Here is an 18,249-nt window from a genome sequence, read left to right as displayed (position 1 = left end):
GCGTCAGTTTCGCGGCGCCGCGCTCTGGCGCGCAAGGCACGCGAGGCGGTGGTCGTAGAGAAACGCGTCCTGGCGCGCAAAAACCGGCAGCGAACGCCGGCCGTCGCCGAGGCATCGGGCGGCCTCGGGAGGGAAAGCGGGCGGCCACGCACGCCGATTCGGAACAGCCTGCTGGTGGCGATTGATTTCCTGCCAATTGGCAGTATATTTCTCGTCAATTGACGAATGAGGTCAGCATGAGCTTTGCCCACGCCGCAAACCCGGCCACGGATTTCAGCTCGCCACCGACACCGCCCAATTTGGCGGATGCGGCCACGCGCGAGCGTTTGACGCCGGCGGCCGTCGAAGGGGTCGTGCGCCTCGCCGAGATCTGGCGTCTAACCAGCGCAGAAGTTTGCGCGCTTCTGGGCGGCGCCTCGGAGCGGACCTGGTTCCGCATGAAGAAAGGCCAATGGTCTGGGGCGCTGTCGCAGGACACGCTCACGCGCGTCAGCGCGCTCGTCGGCATCTTCAAAGGGCTGCGACTGCTGTTTTCCGAGCCGCTCTCCGACGAATGGGTCCGCTTGCCGAACAAGGGGCCGCTCTACGGAGGCCGTCGCCCCCTCGACGCTATGACCGAGGGCGGCATTCCGAAGATGCTGGAAGTTCGCCGGCATATCGACGCGTTGCGCGGCGGCCTGTGAATGTCCCTGCCGCCGAGGGTCGATCTCGCCCAGCGCGACACGGTCCGTCTCATTTCCACGGGCCGGTTGAAGCCGCCGGTGCTGCTGCCTCTGGCCGCGAACTTCGGCGCGCTCGAAGACCTCGCGGGCCTCGAGAGCGTCACCAATGCGCGATTGACGGCGCAGGAGACGGGGCTGCCCGGGCTCGACCCCCGCGAGCTCGTGTTCGGTCGTCCCGGCTACACCTTTATCAACGCCGCCTTCACTCATACGCGGCCGGGCGGTAATCGCTTCAACGATGAGGATCGCGGTGCCTGGTACTGCGCCTTCGAGGCCGAAACCTCGCTCGGCGAAGTGTCCTTTCATCTGACGCGCGAGCTCGACGCGGTCGGGCGTTTCCAGAATGTCACCGACTACGCCGAGCTGATGGCGGATTTCTTCGGGCCTTTTCACGATTTGCGCGGGTTCGATCGAGCGAGCGAACCCGCGCTGGGCGACGACCCGGCGATCGCCTATCCCGCCGGGCAGACGCTCGCGCGACGATTGCGCGCCGAAGCGGCGAGCAATGGGGTCGTCTATCCCTCGGCGCGGCACACTGGCGGCACATGCCTCGCCGCCTTCCGGCCTGATCTCGTGCAGAACCTGCGGCAAGGCGGGATTTGGCGGCTGGAATGGCAAGGCGCACCGATGCCGTCGATGACGCGAGTCACAGAGTGAACCTGCGTTGAGACGCACCGAGCCGTCGGTTCCGATCGAAGTTCGATTGGGGCGTCGAGTGCGGTGAGCTAAAGACCGATCCCTCTTTTGCGGCCAAAGCTCCATTCGACGCCGCCGCCGGGCGACATGACGCCCGAGACATGCCGTCCGAGTTCGCGTTCGAGCGAGCGCGACCAGGGAACGAGGCTGAATCCGAGGCCGTCGTCGATCATGGCGAAGCGACCCGAGGCGAGCGTGACCCGCTGGCGATAGACGCCGGCGACCGACGCCCCTTCGGCCGCACGCTGGTGCGGTAGGCCGGAAATAGCAGAGAGCCGGCCAGCAACCTCATCGAGTTCACGCGCGCGCAGGGTGGCGAGCAAATCCCGCGCGAAGACGAATCGCTGGCCTTGGCGGCGCGCCAACCCGTCGGCGACGAGATGCTCGGCGCGGGCGTCCATGGCGTCTCGCACCTCGTGGCCGAAGCCCGCTTCGGAGAGCGGCATGGGCTCCGCCTCCACGAGGCGGCGATCGAGCCAAGTGGCGCCCGTTGCGTGAATTTGCTGCTCGATCGAGAGATCGGAGCGAAAGGCGAGGACGAGCCGCGACAATCCGCCCTCGCGCGGCGAGAGGCGTCGGACTTCCACGATGGCGCCCGGCGTGGCGTCGCCGGTCGCATCGAGGTCGGTGAAGCGAATGTGGTGGGCCCGGCCGTCGACGCCGTCGACGACGGCGAAGGCGGAGCCCTTCAATTCGTCGTCGAGCCCGCGCGAGACGAGACGGCCGAGGATCGGGTCGCCCCGCGCTTCGCTATTCCAGGCGAAGTCGCCGGCGGATCGCTCGATGCCGCGTTCAGTGAGGCTGCGATGGATGCGCTTGATGATGTCGCCGCGTTCGCCGAGCGCGCGAAGCGTGCTCTCGGTTTCCTCGGCCAGAACCCATTGTCCCGGGCCGATCGGCGCGGCGAGGCCGAGCTTCTCCAGCTTGCGGATGCGCCCGACGAGCATGGGCCGCTCGCTATCAGCCGCCGGCTCCGGGCTCGGGCGCAAATCGACGACTCCCTCTCGGCCGGCAGCCTGGCGGAGCGTTTGATCGAGCGGCGTCCAGCGGTCCGCCTCCACCTGACGTTCGAGGCCACGGCGAATCTCGAGTTCGCTGCGCGGGCCGAGCTCCAGAGTGACGAGCTGCTCGGCGCGGCCACGAAGGCCGCGGCTGATATAGTCGCGGCTGATGACGAGATCGCGGTCGTCGTCGGCGCGCCCGCGCACGAGAATATGAATGTGGGGATGCTCGGTGTTCCAGTGGTCGACCGCGACCCAATCGACTCCCGTTCCAAGATCGCGCTTCATTTGCCCCATCAGATCGCGCGTGAAGCTCCGCAAGTCGGATAGTTCCGCCGCGTCATCGGGCGACACGATGAAGCGGAAATGATGGCGGTCACCCTGGCAACGTTCGGCGAAGCCCCGCGCATCCCCCTCGTCGCCTCCGGCGTCGAACATTTTCCCAGGCGAGCCGTCACGAGTCACACCGTCGCGGCGCAGATAGGAAAGATGCGTGCCGAGCTGCGCCGACTTCGACCCGTGCCGGACGACGCGCGCCTTGATTACAACGCCGCAGGATTTCGAGGTGAGGCCGCGGATCGCCAGCAAGCTTGCGGCGCGCCCGCGCCCGAAGCTCCCCGCCTTTCCGCGCGTGCCCCGATGCAACCCCCCGGCCTTCTGCGTCGCCGCGAGAACGCGCGCCACGAAGCTCTTTCCCTTTCCCGGCTTCGTCGAGCGGATGCGGCCGGGACGAATGCGGATGTCGTGGTCACGAGACATGGCGCAGCGCCGACGAGGTGAAAATTGCCGTGCTGTTAGAATCACATGCGAAGATCGACAGGCTGCGCCACGAATTCACAGGCTGTACGAAGGTACTGACGAAGAAAGATAAAACGACCGCCGGACAGAGCCGCAGGCTGTCCCTTTTATCCTGCCCTCCGTAACCCGCTCGATCACGCTCTCCGTCGAAACTCGCCGGATGCGCGACATTGTTCGCCAGCCTTCGATGAAATGCGATCTCCTTCATTGCAGGTCACTCCCGCGTGCGATGGGTACAAAGAGACCGTTCGAATGCGGAACGAGCGCAGACAAATCGGCGATGCGACGTGCGGTCGATGCGCCATTCGGCTGCATGTCGAGCGACGACAATTCGCCCGACGGATCGCCATCGGCGCGGAGAACGAAGAGCGGCGCGTCATTTCCGGTGAAGGAAGTCGGGCCGCCGTCGACTCGGCGCTGAAGCTGTCCGTGATCGATCATCGGAGCGAGCGCTTCGACATATTCCAGCGTTTCAGCGGGGAGCGCTCGTCCTGCCGTGAGATACCGGTCGAAGCGCGCCGGACCTGCATTATAAGCTGCGAGGAAGCCGGGCGATCCGTATCGATCGATCAGCTCTCGAATATACGCCGAGCCGGCCAAGATGTTGTCGTGCGGATCGAATGGGTCGACGCCGAAGCCGTGGCGAAGGCGCAATTCCTCGTAAGTCGAAGGCATGACCTGCATCAGCCCGATTGCGCCCTTGGGCGATCGCGCGCGAACATCGCCGCCGCTCTCGACACGCATTATCGCGCGTATCCAGCGAGTCGGTACGGCGAAGCGCTTCGCAGCTTCTTCGACGAAAGTTTCGATCTCGGCCCGGGTACGTCCGCTCGCTGGCGATGGATCATTCGACGCCGATTTCGCGAGAGCGAAGGCGCCGAATTGTAGCGAGGACGCTGCAATCACGGCGACCACACCTATCGTCGCGAGACAATTCGGAACGTAGGCCGTGAGGGAGACAGCGCGCAACATGAAAGCGAGAGGCAGCACACAGATGCGCCTGCGATGGAATGGCGCAATCATTCTTCCGTCGCCTCCTCTGTGGTCCAGAGCGGGGTCGCGCGGCCGACGATCGAGGTGATTGGCGTCGGGCCGAAGTATCTGCCGTCGAGCGAGTTCGGCGATTGCCAATTCATGACAAAGATCATGTCGTCAGCAATGCTGCGACAGCCCTGCCAAACGGGAAGCGCGCGTCCGAGATGGTCGCTTTCGCGCGCCGCTCCCACTTCGATTCCATCGACGATGATGGTGAGGTTCCGTCGGCAGACTGTCTGTCCGGGAAGCGCAAGAACGCGTTTCAAAAGCGGGACGCCGCGCGGCAGGTAGCTGCGCTCTGCGAGGAAGTCGGCGACCGCCCGCTGCGGCTCGACGACGACAAGATCGGTGACTTGAAGGTGGTCCGGCGGCATGACGAGATAGAACCCGATCGGCACGCTGGCGCTGACGTTCCAGACGAGGCCCGGCGCGACGCCGATGCGCGGTGGAAGCGCGGCGGCCGTAACGCCGGAACACATGACTGCGAGGATGATGCGCGGCGTCATGACATGACTTTCTGTCGCAGCAACCATGCGTCGTGCCGCTGTCGCGAATAGGCTCGCGGCTCGCTGCCGACGGTCAGACGATTGTGGACATGCCGCCAATAATCCGGTGCGGCGTCGGCCGGATCGACGCCGATTGCTTCGACGGTATCGATCGCTCGCAATGCGCGCTCGACTCTCGGCCAGCTGTTGAGGCGCAGCAAAATGTCACCGCCGGGACGGACGAAAGGCACGGTCGAGAAGGCCTCGCCCTGCGACACCGCGCGCAGAATGTCGATGCGCGAAATGATCGTGCCGTGCTCATTGGCCGCCCAGCGCACGAGTGCGAAGATGCTGTTCGACGCAAAGCTGACGATGCGCCGGCGGCGATCGAGCGTCCTCTCTTCGGCAACGCGGCCGAACCTGATCCAGAATTCGACGCGCTTGGGAATGAAGGTGAGCTCGACGTGCGTAAGGGAGGAAATGGCGCCTTCGGCGGTCCTTCCAGCGACTGGGATGTCCGAGTTCACGACTGGCCTCCATCGTCTCGGGGAAATTCACGCGCGAGCAGGTCGCGCAGCATGTCGGCGACGGTGACGCCGCGCCGAAAGGCGATGATTTTGATGCGGCCACGCAAATCGGGCGTCACGTCGATGGTCAGCCGCGCCGTGAATTGCTCGGCCTTCGACGCGGCGCCGCGCTCGTTCCGGTCGGCGGTCTTGATCCAGGCGTCTGCGTCGCTCGGACGTTCGGCGAAGCCGCGCGGAGGCTTGCTCGATGTCATGCGAGCCTCTCCAACTCGGCGGCGAGCGCGGCGATCTCGCGCGCAGCGACGGCGCCGTTGACCGTTTCCGAGACGAGGCGGCCGCTGCGCGCGGCGTCTGCGAAGACGACGCGCTGACCGATGCGCGAGGCGAGCACCGGCGGCTCATGGGAGGCGAGAGCTTGGGCCGTTTCGCGCGCGATGATCGTGCCGGTCGCGCAGCGATTGAGAACGAAACGAGCGAGAAGCTCTGGCCGGAAGATGCGGGCCTCGTCGATGAGTTTCAGCATTTCGCTCGACGCCCAGCCGTCGAACGGCGAAGGCTGCGCGGGAACGAGCGCGACGTCGGCCGCGAGCAACGCCGATCGCATCAGGGCAGCGACCCTCGGCGGCCCGTCGATGACGACATGGTCGGCGTCGCGAGCGATCTCCGGGGCTTCACGATGCAGAGTGTCTCGCGACAGGCCGATCACTCCGAAGAGCCTCGGAAGCCCTTCTCTGGCTCGCTGCTCGGACCAGTCGAGCGCCGAACCCTGTGGGTCGGCGTCGATGACGATCGTCCGCTTGCCCTCGCGGGCCCATCGGCCGGCGAGATGAAGCGCCAGAGTGGTCTTGCCGACGCCGCCCTTCTGGTTGAGGAGCGCGACGATCATGGCGCGCCTCGACGGCAAATCCGATAGTTGTCCACAGTGTGTGTCGGTGCGCGAGGTTTCGTGAATCGATGATTTGGCGGATCTGAATCCGCAGAATGGTTTGCGTGCATCGATATGGTTCCAGGTTTGTGAACTGACCCCAAAATGTGCTAGGTTTTCGAACCGAATCGTTCCGTAAATGGAGAGCGATTTGCGGCGCATTCCTCTCAGCCATCGGTCGCATGTGACCGGGTTCCAGGCGTTGGCGACTGGGACGGCGGAGCATGAGAGCGCGCTGGAGCGGGACTTCGTGACGCTCGTGAGCTTCATGGATGCCGGCGCCGTGGTGACGGCCCAGCCGATGACGATCTGGTTCGAGCATGAAGGCCGCCAGCGGCGGTACACGCCGGACTTCCGCGTCGACTGGGGCGACGGCCGCTGCGAGATCATCGAGATCAAGTACCGTAAGGATCTGCGCGACGGCTGGCGTCGTTTCCGACCCGCTTTCGCCGCTGCGCGACTTTGGGCGCGTGGCAATGGCGCGCGCTTCAGGATCGCGACCGAGCGTGGGATCCGCGGATCGCGCCTCGACGCAGCGAAGCGGCTGTTGCCGCTCAGGCGCGCGCCGATCGACACTGCGCTGGCGGAGCGAGCCGTCGCCCATGCGCGCGCCCATGCCGTCAGTTTCGGCGATCTGGTGGATGATCTGCCGGCTACGCGCGAGGTTGCTCTCGCCGTGATCTGGCGGCTGATCGCCCGCGGAGCGCTCGCCGTCGATCTCACGGCGCCGATCACGGCCGAGACGCCGGTGACTGCGCCATGAACACGCCCGACCTCTCGATGATCGGCGCCGCCGCCTGGGATGAAGCGCGACGCTGTCTCCCGGTGATCCGGCGACTGGCGGAGAATCCGGCGCGTACGCGACGCGACGCGTTGGCGGCCGCTTGTGAGCTCGGATATGGGGCGACCCACACTTATGCATTGCTGCGGCGCTACCTCGCCGACGCGCGCCTGACCGGCTTGCTGCCGAGCCGTCGTGGTCCCGAACGCGGCGTCTCCTTGCTCGATGAGGAAGTGGACGCGGTGATCCGCGAGGCCATCGACACGGTCTATCTGACGCGTCAGCGACCTCGGATCACTCATCTGGTCGAGGAAGTCCGACGCCGTTGCGTCGTGGAAGGTCTGCGCGTTCCGAGCCGCAAGGCGATCACGGCCCGGGTGCAGGCGCGTCCCGCCCATGAGGTTGTCGCGAAGCGCGAAGGCCGCAAGGCGGCGCGCGAGCGCTTTCTCCCGGTGGTCGGATCGCTGGAAGCCCACTGGCCGTTGTCGCTGATTCAGATCGACCATACGCTGGTCGACGTGATCGTCGTCGACAGCGAGACGCGCGCGCCGATTCAGCGGCCCTGGCTGACGCTGGCGATCGACGTCTGCACGCGTTGCGTCGCGGGCTTCCATTTGTCGTTGGAGCCGCCATCCGCGACCTCGGTCGCGTTGTGCCTGAGCCATGCTGCGCTTTCCAAGGAGAGCTGGCTGGCCGAGCGCGGCATCGACGCCGAATGGCCGGTGCGCGGCATCCCCGAACGCCTGCACTTGGATAACGCCAAGGAGTTCCGGTCCGAGGCGCTGAAGCGCGGCTGCGAACAGTATGGGATCGCCATCGATTACAGGCCGGTGCGCACGCCGCACTATGGCGGCCACATCGAGCGGCTGATCGGCACGATGATGGGCAAGGTCCATCTGCTGCCGGGAACGACCTTTTCCGACGTGCAGGAGAGAGGCGATTTGGACCCACAGAAGACGGCGGCGATGACACTCGACGAGGTGGAGCGCTGGCTCGGTCACGCAGTCGCAGGCGTCTATCATCGTGATCTGCATCGCGGCCTCGGCGTCACGCCGTTGGCTGCCTGGAAACGAGGCGTCGCCGGGGACGACACGACGTTGGGACGCGGCGAGCCGACTGCCGTAGCCGATCCACGCCGATTCCTGATCGACTTCTTGCCGATCGCACGGCGCCGGATTCGCCGAGACGGCGTGGCGCTGCACTCGATCGCCTATTGGGCGGACGTGCTGAGCACCTGGATCGGCCATCCCGAGCCGATGATCGTGCGCTACGACCCGCGCGATCTCAGCCGTATTTATCTGCTCGGTCCCGACGGAGTGTATTACGACCTCAGCTATCGCGATCTGCGGCGTCCGCCGATCAGCCTGTGGGAGCACCGTCTGGCGCTGAAGCGACTGCACGAAAGCGGCCGCTCGCTGGTCGACGAGGAAGCTATCTTCCGCACCATCGAGGCCATGCGAGCGATCACCGACGGCGCCGTTCGCTCCAGCAAAGCGGCGAGACGGCAGCGCGAGCGGCGTCTGCACGCTGTCGCCGCGGGTCATTCCGATCTGCTTCCGATAGAGCACGATGAAGCCGATCGGCTCCTGCAGATCGACGAGGGCCTGGCCCCACACGAACGGATGTTCCCGGTCGAGGAGTGGGAATGAGCGACGACTATGCGCATCTGCATCCCTCGGTCCGGCGCTTCGCTGACGAAGACGCCCCGTCGCGCATACGACGCATCCGTACGGATCGTTGGATCGGCTATGCACGGGCGGAAGCCGTCCTGGCGGCGCTGGAGGACTTGCTGAGCTTCCCGAAGCGAACGCGGATGCCGAACCTGTTGCTGGTCGGTCCGACGAACAACGGCAAGACCATGATCGTCGAGAAGTTTCGGCGGGCGCACCCGGGAGCCGCCGCTGGCGAGAGCAATGACGGGATTGCGCTTTTTCCCGTCGTGAAGGTGCAGATGCCGCCTGGTCCGGACGAAGGCCGGTTCTTCGGGGCGATTCTCGATGCGATCGGAATGCCGTTCAGCCCACGCGATCGAATCGCCACCAAGCAGGACGCGGTTGTCCGCGTCATGCGTTCGACGGGAACGCGGATGCTGGTGATCGACGAACTGCACAACGTGCTGTCGGGTTCGGCGATGCAGCAGCGTCGGCTGCTCAACCTGCTGCGCTGGCTCGGCAACGAACTGCAGATTCCGCTGGTCGGCGTCGGCACCGCCGAGGCGCTGCGGGCGATCCGCAGCGATGACCAACTCGTCAATCGCTTCGAGCCGCATCCTCTGCCGCTATGGAGCGACGACGGCGAGTATCGCCGACTGCTGAACACGCTCGAGGCTGTGCTTCCGCTGCGCAAGCCGTCGCATCTCGCCGAGTCCGCGCTCGGCGCTCGCATCCTCTCGGCATCCGAAGGCGTGCTCGGCGAGATGATCGCAGTGATCATCCGCGCCGCGGTTCGGGCGGTGGAGACGGACACGGAGGCGATCTCCGCGCGCATGATCGAGGATACGGGCTTCATTCGTCCCTCCGAGCGTCGTCGTGTCGCTGTCTGATTTGTTCGAGGTGGCGCCGGCCCCGGCCCCTTCGCGAGATCGCACCGGGTTGCCGAGGCATGTCGCTCCGATCGAAGGCGAATCCCTGATCTCCTGGGTGGCGGCGCTTTCCGCCGTTCTCGGCATGACGCCGCGCGTTCTTTGCCGCGATGCATTCGGCGTCGATGTTCGGCGGGACAGTGGATGGTGGCGTCGTCCCGATCCGTCGACGTTGAAGCGGATCGAAAGCCGAACCGGCGTCGATGTGACGCGTCTCGTCGAGATGACGTTGTGCGATTGGGCCGCCGAACCGAATGATGAGCGGGCGGATCGATTTGCAGCAAACCGATGGACCGCTCATGACAGTCGCAACGCTCGCCTCGGCCGTGTCGACGTCTGCATGCAATGCCTCTCCGAAGCGCCGCGTCCGCATCTCCAGCTGATCTGGACGCTTGGTTGGGCAGGCGCATGCCCCCATCATGGGACGACGCTCATCGGAAAGTGCCCCTCCTGCGGCAAGGCGCTGTGGCTGCGCGGCCTGACCGGTTCGGAGCCGATCGACTTTCTTTGCGGTCGCTGCGCAGCCCCGCTGACTCATGCCGAGCGTCTTCCGGCGCATCCGGCCGTTCTCGATCTGCAAGCGGCTCTCGTCGCTGGCAAACGAAGCGGAACGACGATCCTCCCCAGGATCGGCGCCCTGGACTGGCCAACGACCATGGCGCTCGCCGACGTGCTTCACGCGATGTTCTGGACACGTCACACGGGTAAGCAGCGTGGCTATCTCGCGCCGAGACAGCGTGATCGCCTGTCCGCCGGCGTCTGCCACGATCTCGGAATGATCGAGAGCGAGCGGCGGCGTATCCCCTGGAAGGAGAACTATGGCGGGTTGCTGTTGCTGGCTTGGTTGTTGGGCGATCTCGACGAGCGCCTGTCGAGAAGCATCGCCACACTGCTGACGCCGCATCTCGAAAGGCTGCTCGCTCGCTTCACGGACTTCGACGACGTCGTGAAAATCCGACTGCGAGGCATACTCGCAGCGGCAAGCGCCAAACGGCCGGAGGGCCGGCGCGCGTGGAAGCCCTGGTTGGACAGCCTGAGCGCCTCGCGTCTGCGTGAACAATCCATGCAGGATCGCTACAAGCATCGGCGCCAACGGCTCAGGGCGTTGGCGGAACTGAGAGACGGTGCGCCGGTCGAAGCGGTTGCCGCGCTCGTCGGCGTCAAGCCGCATAGCATTTATCGCTGGCTCCATCGTGGCGCGGCCGGAGGCCTCGAGGCTGCATTGGAACGTCCCACGGGCAAACCAGCTCTGACCGGCGCTCAGGCCGAGGAGCTGGGGAAGTGGATCGCTGGCAATCGTCTTCGCCAGAGCCGGCAAGCGATCGTCGATCGGGCTAGAGAGATATTCGGCGTCGACCTCGATCTCGACGCCGCGTCGAAGCTGCTGGCCAAACATCGCCGCGCGAAGCCCGGGCGCCGTCGTCGATTGTGGGGACCGAAGCACGGTCCTCGCAGAGCGGGATCTATTCATGATCCTGCTCCAGGTCCGTGAATCCGGTTCGCGTATCCTGGAGCGAGTTCATGATTCCTCGCCCCGGTTCACGAAACCTCGCGCACCGACAGTGTGGATTTCGGGGCCGGCCGTTAGAAGGAATCCGAAGGATTCCAAGTTAGAAAAGTTAGGAGCGGCGTGAATCGTGACAGGGCGGAGGGTTAGAAGCCGGTTTGGTCCTCGATGGCACGCGGATTCGGTCCTCGATGGCACGTGTCCGACGGTTTTCGATAGCACGAGCGATTTCACAGCTTTTCCACCGATGTGGCCGGGGGATCGCCTGCGGAGAGCACGGGCGCCGAGGCAGGGATTTGAAAGGGAACAAAGAAGAGCCGCTCGCCGCCCTGCGGCCCCGGGCGGATCGACAGCCGATAGTTCGGGAGTGGTTGCCGACGCACGATGTCGCGCAGATCGAACGCGAAGTGCTTCAACGGCGACAGCGCGCCGGACTTGGCATGGAGATGTTCGAAATCGAAGCTCCAGCCGCCGCGCTGGCTACCGCCATGCTTGCGCACGAGCCGATAGAGCCAGCGCTCGAGGCCGCCGGTTAGCGAAAAATAGGCGCGATCGATGGTGAGGACCAAGGCGTTGTCGAGCACGCCGGCGTAGAACCAGTCCGGCAGGATCAATTCGACGCCGAGCGGCCTTCCGTTCGCATCGGCGGTCTCCTTCCACTCGTTGATCCAGGAGAAACGGTGGCGACGCCGCTCGGCGGGCTGACGGATGGATGTCACCACGCTCGTCGCCTGCAGGCGGTCGAGCGCCGCCTTCAGTCGATGGTAGTCGCGAGCGCTGGTGGTCCGGCCGGTGAAGGTGAGAATTTCGTAAGGGGTGGACGCCATCAGGCGAGATGTCCGCAATCCTCGGTCGCGCGCCTGGACGATCTGCGACGCGGCCCAGATCAGCACATCGGCGTCCCAGATCGTCGCCATGCCATGCTCGACGGACGCCTCGACTTTGATGACGATCTCGCCCATTCGAAAGTCGATCGGCTTGATGCGCTTTGATTTGGCGAGGCTGAAGAATGGGTAGGCCATGAGATCCTGCGCGTCGCGCGGGGCGAGGTCGCCGGAAAGCGCCCGAAAAAGCTCGAGCTGCTCGCGCTCGGCGTCGTGAAAGAGGTTTCTGCTGTGCGTCGCGATCATGGCCGCGCCCCTGAACGTCAGCGACGCGGCTGGCCGGCGAAGGCCGGCGAAATGGCGGCATGACGTTTCGCGGGCAGGACTTTTCCGACGCCGGGGTCGGAGGTCGACGCTTTGACGCCGAGATCGAACCAAGCCTGCAAATCATCGAGACGGTAGACGACACGGCCGCCGAGCTTCGAATAGCGCGGGCCGGTGCCGTAGGTCCGATGCTTTTCGAGCGTGCGGCTCGAAAGTCCCAGAAAGCGCGCGGCCTCGGGCGTGCGCAGGTAGCGTGGCGGGAGTTCGGTGCCTGCTGCGGACATGAAGGCGCCTCCGTGATGCTGCGAAAGACCGCCGAGTGTCGGCGGCCGCTTTCGATCACAGTGGCGGAGAAGCGACGGATGGAGGGATGGCGAAATCGACGATGGCGAATTCGTCACCCCGGCGCGAATGTCGCGGTCGAGACTATCGGCGAAGGAATTTGCGATAACCGCCGCGCATCAGCGCGACGCCGCCGCGGACCAGCCGGATCGTGCTGTCGCGCAGAGGCGAGGTCTTCCACGGCTCCGCGCCGACCCTTTGCGGGCTGAACAGGCTCTCGGCGATGTCGCGATAGCTGGCGCCGGCCATGTGACCGTCGAGCGCCCGAAGCGCGTGATCGATGCGTTGCCGACGCTTGGGCGTGGGCGCGCCGGCGCCGGAGCGTTGTCCGGTGGCGTGACGCCAAAAACGCATCATCACGGCGAGGCGTTGCGGCGCCAGGTCGTCGATCGGTATGACGGCCGCGAGGTAGCTTGTCTCGTCGGGCGGATCCGGCAGCCAGAGTTGAAACTCGTCGCTACCGGATTTCAGAATAAAATGCTCGCCGTCCTGCGCGGGGCGACGCGCGCGCAGGCCCGGCCAATCCGACGGAGAAAACGTCAGCGCGGGATGTTGGACGCGGCTCGCCGTGAGGATGACGACGCTCGTCGACCATTCGGGAAGCCAGAAAAGATCGGCGTCAATCGCTTGGATTGCGGGGTCGACGGCGAAATCGCAACCCCCAGCGCCGCACGGAAGCGGCAGAGGCGTTTTCGTCATCGGCTCGAGAACGAGCCCTTGCGTGACCGGCTCGATAGTCCGGATCGCGGCGCAAGAATTCCCATGCAAGACCGCTCGAGCTCAAATTCCGCGTATAATTGTACGCGCTCGGCGACCGCCAATCTTCTGTAGACATGGCGTTCCTCATCGAAATCAAGGGTGAGGAATCATTGTCGACCGATCTTGTCGACAATCTGCGTTCGCAACGAACGGGATCGGCATGACGCAATGCCTGAACGGCGCATCTGCGCTTCGCATTTTCGCCGCAAAGCCAAATATGCGGAATTACTGAAATCGTAAGCACAGAACACGAAAGGCGTTCACCAACGCTACGATGTCAGGAACCTCGAAGCAGATCGCGATAGCCCTGGGCCGACAACCACCGCGCCCGGACGAGATGCGTGTCATGCGCGCGTCGCGCACGCGCCGGCTCGCGGGAAGGGTCGATCCCGAGGATGATTCGGCTGGCCTCCTCCCAGGAGGCGCCGTCCTCGGCGGCGTCGAGCAAGCGAAGATAGACCGCGAGGTGCTCGCGATCATATTCGGTCAGATGCGGCTCTGTCGGAGCTAAATCTTTGATTGCAGAAGAACGAGAAGGACTCACGAGCGAAGTATCCTCAAGACGGCGCGCCGCTCTGCGGCGTATTCTAGCGGATAATCCCGCGGGAAGCTCGTCGGAGCGGCGAAAAGCGGCAGATACATATTATAGTAGATAAACCTCAAAGTGTGTAACGGTCCAGCCTCTCCGCATGGATATGCGGCGGCTGGTCGGGCGGAATGTGAAGCGGATCAGGCTCGAAAAGGGCCTGACACAGGAGGCTTTCGCCGAACGGTCGGGCTTCACGCAGCAATATCTGAGCGATCTCGAACGGGGCCGCCGCAATCCGACGGTCGTCAGCCTGTTCGAGCTCGCTCAGGCGCTCGGCGTGGATCATGTCGCGCTGGTCACTCCGGACGAGCAAGCCTTGGTCGAAGCAGCTCCTCGCCGGAAATCCGATGCGAAGCCACTTCCGAAAAAGCCGGAGAAGCGTAAGAGCGTGAAAGCGGATCGACGCAAAGGCTGAAAATCGAAGACAGGTTCGGCCGCAAGTCAGCTATGCGGAAAACCTTTCCTGCTCGAATCCAAAGCTTCGCGAACGACCTCGTCGATCGCGTTTCGGACGTTGTCCTCGAGCTTGTCGAGGCCGTCACGGGCGATCATATAGAGCGCGTCGTCGATGTGCGGATCGACAGCGCGACGGGGAATAGAAAGTCTGGTGGCGCGCCCGCCCGTCGAAGAGCCGGCCTCTATGCGTGCAATAGCAGCATCCCGGATCGCGCAGGCGAACTGCTCGCGCGTGTCGAAGAAAATCTTCGCGAGGGACGCAGCCATGGCGAAATGTCTTTCTGGCATATTCACTTCCACGGCCATTCGATGGGCGTCTCGTCCCTCTCGGCGAATCGTCGGCGAAACCGTTCCTCGCGGTCTCTGACAGAGAGCGCTTCGGGTCTCGTAGCATCACTTGGCCGGGACGATCCGATTATCTACTTTTAAGATAATCTGGAAATCAGATTATGTAAAGACCCGCATCAAACGCGGGACGCAAGCTTGGCAAAGACGCTCGGATCGCCACGCCATAAGGCGCTAATCGATCTGCTCATCCAGAAGAGAGAGGCCGCGGGCCTGACTCAGGCCGACCTCGCTGAACGGCTCGGCGAATACCAGTCGTTCGTGGCGCGGCTCGAGAGCGGCGAGCGCCGCGTCGACGTCGTCGAATTTCTGGAGCTGGCCGACGTGCTCGGCTTCGACGCGGCGAAGGCGATAGCGCGATTGAAGAGGGTCTCATGACGAACGCGATATGTACGCGCCTCGCCCGCGGCGAGCGCGTTCGACGCGCGCTCGCGGTAAGGCGGCTCGGCGGCTTTCCGTATCGGTGAAATGTCTAGATGGTTGGCGAAAAGCCCCGCTCCGTTCGAGCGGGACTTCGCGATCCGGCTCAGTCGCCGTTGGGCTTGCGGCTGCGCGACCAGATGAGCATGTAGCCTTCGCCCTCCTCGTCGTCGAAGAGGTTGGCGTAGATCGGAGCCGGGAAGCTCGGATCGTCGAGCTTGACCGAGAGATAGTCGCGGCCTTCGGCGGAGCGCTTCGACCAGCACGCGCCGATCTCAATTCTCTTGACGTAGACGCGATGACTCGGCGCATTGTCGCTGGCGCGGTTGGTCTCGGGGACGATGCGCACGCCCTTGGCCTGAACGCTGAGCGTCACGATCTCGCCCTGGAACTCGTTGCCGGACTTCTTGAAGGAGCCGATGTTCGCCATGATAGTTCTCCTGTCGATTGCTTCCGAACCCGCGACCACCGCGGCCTCGATGGCGATCGAAAGGCCGAAGACGATCGGCGACGCATCCGCTCGCGGACCGAAGCGCAGCGGAGGACGGCGGTGGCGTGACTTTGTTGCCTCGCGAGGAATGACGCCGCAGGCGTCAGGGGAAGAAAGTCACGCCGCCGCCGTTGCGTCTCAGACGATCGAGGCGCAGCCGCTCTTCGGCCAGATCAGGCCATCACAGAGGCAGCGATGGTCGCATGGGCTCGACAGCGCTTTCGATAAGGAGAACTGGCGCGAGCATGGACCTCCGCACAAGTGCTCCGCAATTCAAAGAGAGGAAAGAGAGGCGATCGGCGGCAATCGGCGAACCGCTGCATCAGAAATCGACAACAGACAGCGATACGACTGCAATCACAGCGTCCACTGTCGGCGGCGAAGGAGCCCGAGCGGTGGAAGCCTCGAGCGGGCGGCGGTTGTCGACGTCGAATTAAAAAAAACGATATTCGCCCGCCGCCTTCGCCCAAACGACGACTTGGCGAAAGCGCTATTCCTCGCTCGGTCGCCTGACGCGAAAATGAGACCAGCGCGCCGCGAAAGCCTGCCCGGGAACGGGCGAACTAAAATGAGCAACGCTCGTCCACGCCGATCCGCCCACCATGATTGCGCCGATCAGCGCAAATATCTCTCGCCAGACGGAAGACGTCACGCCGATCGCGAGAGCGAGAGCGACATGATAGCCCGCGATAGAGGCCGGAGCGGCGAAGAACGTGGCGATAATGGCGCGGAGCAGCGGCGAGGCCGTCGCTGCGAATGCGACCCGCCCTGCAGCGAGCGCAGCGCTTCCCGAAACCAGGCCGACGAGCATGGCGCCGAATGGGCCAGCGCCGCTATTGATCGCGGCGAAAAACGCGGTGACGCCGACGAAAGCAGGAAGGACGTGCGCTGCGAGCGCAAACAGCAGCCAACAGAAAAATCCGAGGCCGATGAGATTGAACATAATGCCGAAGGCGAGCATGGCGGACCCCCGTGACAAAGTCGCGAAGTCGCGCCTCCTCCTCCGCCATGGCGCGAGCGGCAGAATAGCGCAATTTCGTTGAAATTGGAATCCTCGCCGTCGACCGCGATGCGCTGACGTATATCGCCGGAGGTGGAGACGGGTCAGCGCGGCGGCGCGTGACAGGCTGTGTGAAAACTCGGGGGAGCCTCGGCATCGACGAGGCTCCTTCGGTCGTGAACCAACTCTATTCCTCAGCTCGCCTGTGCCCGGAGATTGATGCTCCGGATCATGTTGTAGGCCAGAACGGAGAGCGCCATTTCCGTTCTCGTCGCCGGAAGGCCTCGGGTCAGGAATCGGCCCGACATCATTCGCTTCATCGTTCCGAACGGATGCTCCACCGAACATCGTCGCTGCCGCATTAGCCCCGGATCGGCGACGACGCGCGCCGACATTCTCTCCAGAGCATCTTCGTTTTGGTGTCGACTGACCCAGCGAACCTCCGCCTGTGTGCAGCGCGGTTTCAGTGCGCAGCCCGAGCAATCCTTCGACACATAGTAGTAGCCGTTTCGATTGACGCCGCCTTTGCGCCGCAACAGGCGTCCCTCAAGGCAAGTGTATTGATCGTGAGCCGCGTCGTATGTGAAGTCGGCGCGGTCGAACTGAGTGCCGTCGCCGCGATTGTTGACCGAACGCTTGGCCGCGACGCAGGCAGTGATGCCATCAACTTCGCAGGCCGCTGCCGCGTTGCCATTAGAGTAGCCCGTATCGGCCACGACGATCAGCTCCTCTCGTTCGAGCAGATCGCGCGCGGCTTTTGCGATCGGGTGAAGCATGCGCGTGTCGTTCACCTCGTCTGTGACTTCGTGATGGACGATGAAGCCGGTGTCGGCGTCGACCGCGGTCTGGACGTTGTACGACGGCGGCTTCCCGCCTCGGCCGAACCCCATCGGCCGCGCGTCGAGCTCGCCATCGACAACCAGGCTGCGCGCGTCCTGATCGAGACGCGCTGACAGTCGATCCAGGTCGACTCGACGCTCTTTTAGCGCCACGATCGCCTTTGCGATCGCGTCGGGATCGTCGGCAGGTTCGTTCGCGTCTGTTTTGTCGAGGTCGGAAAGGTAACTCGCGATACGAGCGTCGACCTTATCTGCCTCCTCTGCGATCCGGCGTCGGTCCATGACGCGAATCGGGCTGGCCGCCGCACGGAACTTCGCGCCATCGATGGCTAGGAGCCTGGCGGCGAAAAGCCCCTGATCCCGGCAGAAAAGCACAAAAGCGCGGCAGGCGCCGACGATCGCGGCTCCATTGTCTCGCCTGAAGTCCGCAATTGTCTTGTGATCTGGCGCCAGCCGGCGAACGAGCCACATCAGTTCGAGATTTCGCCGGCATTCGCGCTCTAGTCGTCGCGAGGAGCGGAGTTCATTGAGATAGCCGTAGATGTAAAGCTTCAACATGTCTCTGGGATCGTAGCCCGGTCGACCAATTGACGCTGGAACGGCCCGTCCGAAACGCAGAGCTGAGAAATCGAGTTGGTTGACAAAAACATCGATGGCCCGAACGGGCGCAGTTTTCTCAACATAATCTTCGATAGCAGGCGGCAGTAAAGCTGACTGATGCCGATCATCTCCGGTAACGTAGCTCATATCTGCTCCATATTGAATTATATACTTAAATTTATACACTGATTTGGTGAAATGCG

Annotated in this window: 24 protein-coding genes and 1 pseudogene; 10 read left to right on the top strand and 15 right to left on the bottom strand. The window is 64.1% G+C overall.

Features of this window, described 5'->3' with window-relative positions; genetic code table 11:
* Positions 1-236 precede the first annotated feature (236 nt).
* On the top strand, positions 237-683 hold the full coding sequence (locus IY145_RS25700; RefSeq protein ID WP_196408271.1) for an antitoxin Xre-like helix-turn-helix domain-containing protein: 447 nt from the start codon (positions 237-239) through the stop codon (positions 681-683).
* A complete protein-coding gene (locus IY145_RS11100; protein ID WP_196408270.1) occupies positions 684-1,379 on the top strand; it encodes an RES family NAD+ phosphorylase in 696 nt (231 codons plus the stop codon).
* A 68-nt stretch (positions 1,380-1,447) separates the two neighbouring features.
* On the opposite strand, the gene IY145_RS11095 is transcribed toward IY145_RS11100, so the two are convergent.
* From IY145_RS11095 to parA, 7 genes are all read right to left on the bottom strand, one after another.
* Positions 1,448-3,178, bottom strand: a complete 1,731-nt coding sequence (locus IY145_RS11095) for a relaxase/mobilization nuclease domain-containing protein (protein ID WP_196408269.1) — start codon at positions 3,176-3,178, stop codon at positions 1,448-1,450.
* Positions 3,168-3,425: a hypothetical protein gene (locus IY145_RS11090; RefSeq protein WP_196408268.1), complete on the bottom strand. Its 258-nt coding sequence runs from the start codon at positions 3,423-3,425 to the stop codon at positions 3,168-3,170. The genes IY145_RS11095 and IY145_RS11090 overlap by 11 nt, the downstream gene beginning before the upstream one ends.
* Positions 3,422-3,961, bottom strand: coding sequence for a lytic transglycosylase domain-containing protein (locus IY145_RS11085; RefSeq protein ID WP_246721957.1), 540 nt, complete (start codon positions 3,959-3,961; stop codon positions 3,422-3,424). The genes IY145_RS11090 and IY145_RS11085 overlap by 4 nt, the downstream gene beginning before the upstream one ends.
* Before the next feature lie 275 nt (positions 3,962-4,236).
* Positions 4,237-4,758: a S26 family signal peptidase gene (locus IY145_RS11080; RefSeq protein ID WP_196408267.1), complete on the bottom strand. Its 522-nt coding sequence runs from the start codon at positions 4,756-4,758 to the stop codon at positions 4,237-4,239.
* Positions 4,755-5,264, bottom strand: a complete 510-nt coding sequence (locus IY145_RS11075) for a DUF2840 domain-containing protein (RefSeq protein ID WP_196408266.1) — start codon at positions 5,262-5,264, stop codon at positions 4,755-4,757. Before IY145_RS11075 ends, IY145_RS11080 begins: the two co-directional genes overlap by 4 nt.
* Positions 5,261-5,518, bottom strand: a complete 258-nt coding sequence (locus tag IY145_RS11070) for a hypothetical protein (protein WP_196408265.1) — start codon at positions 5,516-5,518, stop codon at positions 5,261-5,263. The genes IY145_RS11075 and IY145_RS11070 overlap by 4 nt, the downstream gene beginning before the upstream one ends.
* A complete protein-coding gene (gene parA, locus IY145_RS11065) occupies positions 5,515-6,150 on the bottom strand; it encodes a ParA family partition ATPase (RefSeq protein ID WP_196408264.1) in 636 nt (211 codons plus the stop codon). Before parA ends, IY145_RS11070 begins: the two co-directional genes overlap by 4 nt.
* Positions 6,151-6,340: 190 nt before the next feature.
* Here parA and IY145_RS11060 point away from each other — a divergent pair, with 190 nt between their 5' ends.
* The 5 genes and pseudogenes from IY145_RS11060 (at position 6,341) to IY145_RS25690 (ending at position 11,043) form a co-directional block, all read left to right on the top strand.
* On the top strand, positions 6,341-6,952 hold the full coding sequence (locus tag IY145_RS11060) for a TnsA endonuclease N-terminal domain-containing protein (RefSeq protein ID WP_246721956.1): 612 nt from the start codon (positions 6,341-6,343) through the stop codon (positions 6,950-6,952).
* Positions 6,949-8,619 (top strand): Mu transposase C-terminal domain-containing protein, encoded by a 1,671-nt coding sequence (locus IY145_RS11055; RefSeq protein ID WP_196408262.1) that lies wholly within the window; start codon positions 6,949-6,951, stop codon positions 8,617-8,619. The genes IY145_RS11060 and IY145_RS11055 overlap by 4 nt, the downstream gene beginning before the upstream one ends.
* Complete coding sequence (locus IY145_RS11050) at positions 8,616-9,512, top strand: TniB family NTP-binding protein (RefSeq protein ID WP_196408261.1); 897 nt, start codon at positions 8,616-8,618, stop codon at positions 9,510-9,512. The genes IY145_RS11055 and IY145_RS11050 overlap by 4 nt, the downstream gene beginning before the upstream one ends.
* Positions 9,499-9,924, top strand: a pseudogene (locus IY145_RS26560) (TniQ family protein); the annotation flags it as partial. The gene IY145_RS11050 and the pseudogene IY145_RS26560, both read left to right, overlap by 14 nt.
* A gap of 282 nt (positions 9,925-10,206) precedes the next feature.
* Entirely contained in the window at positions 10,207-11,043 is an 837-nt protein-coding gene (locus IY145_RS25690) for a helix-turn-helix domain-containing protein (RefSeq protein WP_246721952.1), read from the top strand.
* A 245-nt stretch (positions 11,044-11,288) separates the two neighbouring features.
* On the opposite strand, the gene IY145_RS11040 is transcribed toward IY145_RS25690, so the two are convergent.
* The 5 genes from IY145_RS11040 to IY145_RS11025 form a co-directional block, all read right to left on the bottom strand.
* Positions 11,289-12,188: a replication initiator protein A gene (locus tag IY145_RS11040; RefSeq protein WP_196408259.1), complete on the bottom strand. Its 900-nt coding sequence runs from the start codon at positions 12,186-12,188 to the stop codon at positions 11,289-11,291.
* Between the two features lie 17 nt (positions 12,189-12,205).
* On the bottom strand, positions 12,206-12,490 hold the full coding sequence (locus IY145_RS11035; protein WP_196408258.1) for a helix-turn-helix transcriptional regulator: 285 nt from the start codon (positions 12,488-12,490) through the stop codon (positions 12,206-12,208).
* A 142-nt stretch (positions 12,491-12,632) separates the two neighbouring features.
* Positions 12,633-13,247 (bottom strand): DUF2285 domain-containing protein, encoded by a 615-nt coding sequence (locus tag IY145_RS11030; protein WP_196408257.1) that lies wholly within the window; start codon positions 13,245-13,247, stop codon positions 12,633-12,635.
* On the bottom strand, positions 13,168-13,383 hold the full coding sequence (locus tag IY145_RS26555; RefSeq protein ID WP_409455324.1) for a transcriptional regulator domain-containing protein: 216 nt from the start codon (positions 13,381-13,383) through the stop codon (positions 13,168-13,170). The genes IY145_RS11030 and IY145_RS26555 overlap by 80 nt, the downstream gene beginning before the upstream one ends.
* A gap of 201 nt (positions 13,384-13,584) precedes the next feature.
* Positions 13,585-13,851, bottom strand: a complete 267-nt coding sequence (locus tag IY145_RS11025) for a DNA -binding domain-containing protein (RefSeq protein ID WP_196408256.1) — start codon at positions 13,849-13,851, stop codon at positions 13,585-13,587.
* A 145-nt stretch (positions 13,852-13,996) separates the two neighbouring features.
* Here IY145_RS11025 and IY145_RS11020 point away from each other — a divergent pair, with 145 nt between their 5' ends.
* The gene (locus tag IY145_RS11020) at positions 13,997-14,311 is read left to right on the top strand and encodes a helix-turn-helix transcriptional regulator (protein WP_196408255.1); all 315 of its coding nucleotides are present in this window, start codon (positions 13,997-13,999) and stop codon (positions 14,309-14,311) included.
* A gap of 26 nt (positions 14,312-14,337) precedes the next feature.
* Here IY145_RS11020 and IY145_RS11015 read toward each other — a convergent pair whose 3' ends face one another.
* Entirely contained in the window at positions 14,338-14,619 is a 282-nt protein-coding gene (locus IY145_RS11015) for a hypothetical protein (RefSeq protein ID WP_246721950.1), read from the bottom strand.
* Between the two features lie 216 nt (positions 14,620-14,835).
* On the opposite strand from IY145_RS11015, the gene IY145_RS11010 reads away from it, so the two are divergent.
* Positions 14,836-15,075: a helix-turn-helix transcriptional regulator gene (locus IY145_RS11010; RefSeq protein ID WP_196408253.1), complete on the top strand. Its 240-nt coding sequence runs from the start codon at positions 14,836-14,838 to the stop codon at positions 15,073-15,075.
* A 148-nt stretch (positions 15,076-15,223) separates the two neighbouring features.
* On the opposite strand, the gene IY145_RS11005 is transcribed toward IY145_RS11010, so the two are convergent.
* Positions 15,224-15,547, bottom strand: coding sequence for a DUF736 domain-containing protein (locus tag IY145_RS11005; protein ID WP_196408252.1), 324 nt, complete (start codon positions 15,545-15,547; stop codon positions 15,224-15,226).
* Positions 15,548-16,283: 736 nt separating this feature from the next.
* Here IY145_RS11005 and IY145_RS11000 point away from each other — a divergent pair.
* Positions 16,284-16,583: a hypothetical protein gene (locus IY145_RS11000; RefSeq protein ID WP_196408251.1), complete on the top strand. Its 300-nt coding sequence runs from the start codon at positions 16,284-16,286 to the stop codon at positions 16,581-16,583.
* Between the two features lie 218 nt (positions 16,584-16,801).
* On the opposite strand, the gene IY145_RS10995 is transcribed toward IY145_RS11000, so the two are convergent.
* Positions 16,802-18,193: an IS1182 family transposase gene (locus IY145_RS10995; protein WP_196408250.1), complete on the bottom strand. Its 1,392-nt coding sequence runs from the start codon at positions 18,191-18,193 to the stop codon at positions 16,802-16,804.
* Positions 18,194-18,249: the final 56 nt, after the last annotated feature.

This window comes from Methylosinus sp. H3A, assembly GCF_015709455.1.
Classification (GTDB): Bacteria; Pseudomonadota; Alphaproteobacteria; order Rhizobiales; family Beijerinckiaceae; genus Methylosinus.
The sequence above is the reverse complement of the archived record's forward strand: the minus strand, read 5'-3'. Positions and strand labels throughout refer to the sequence as shown.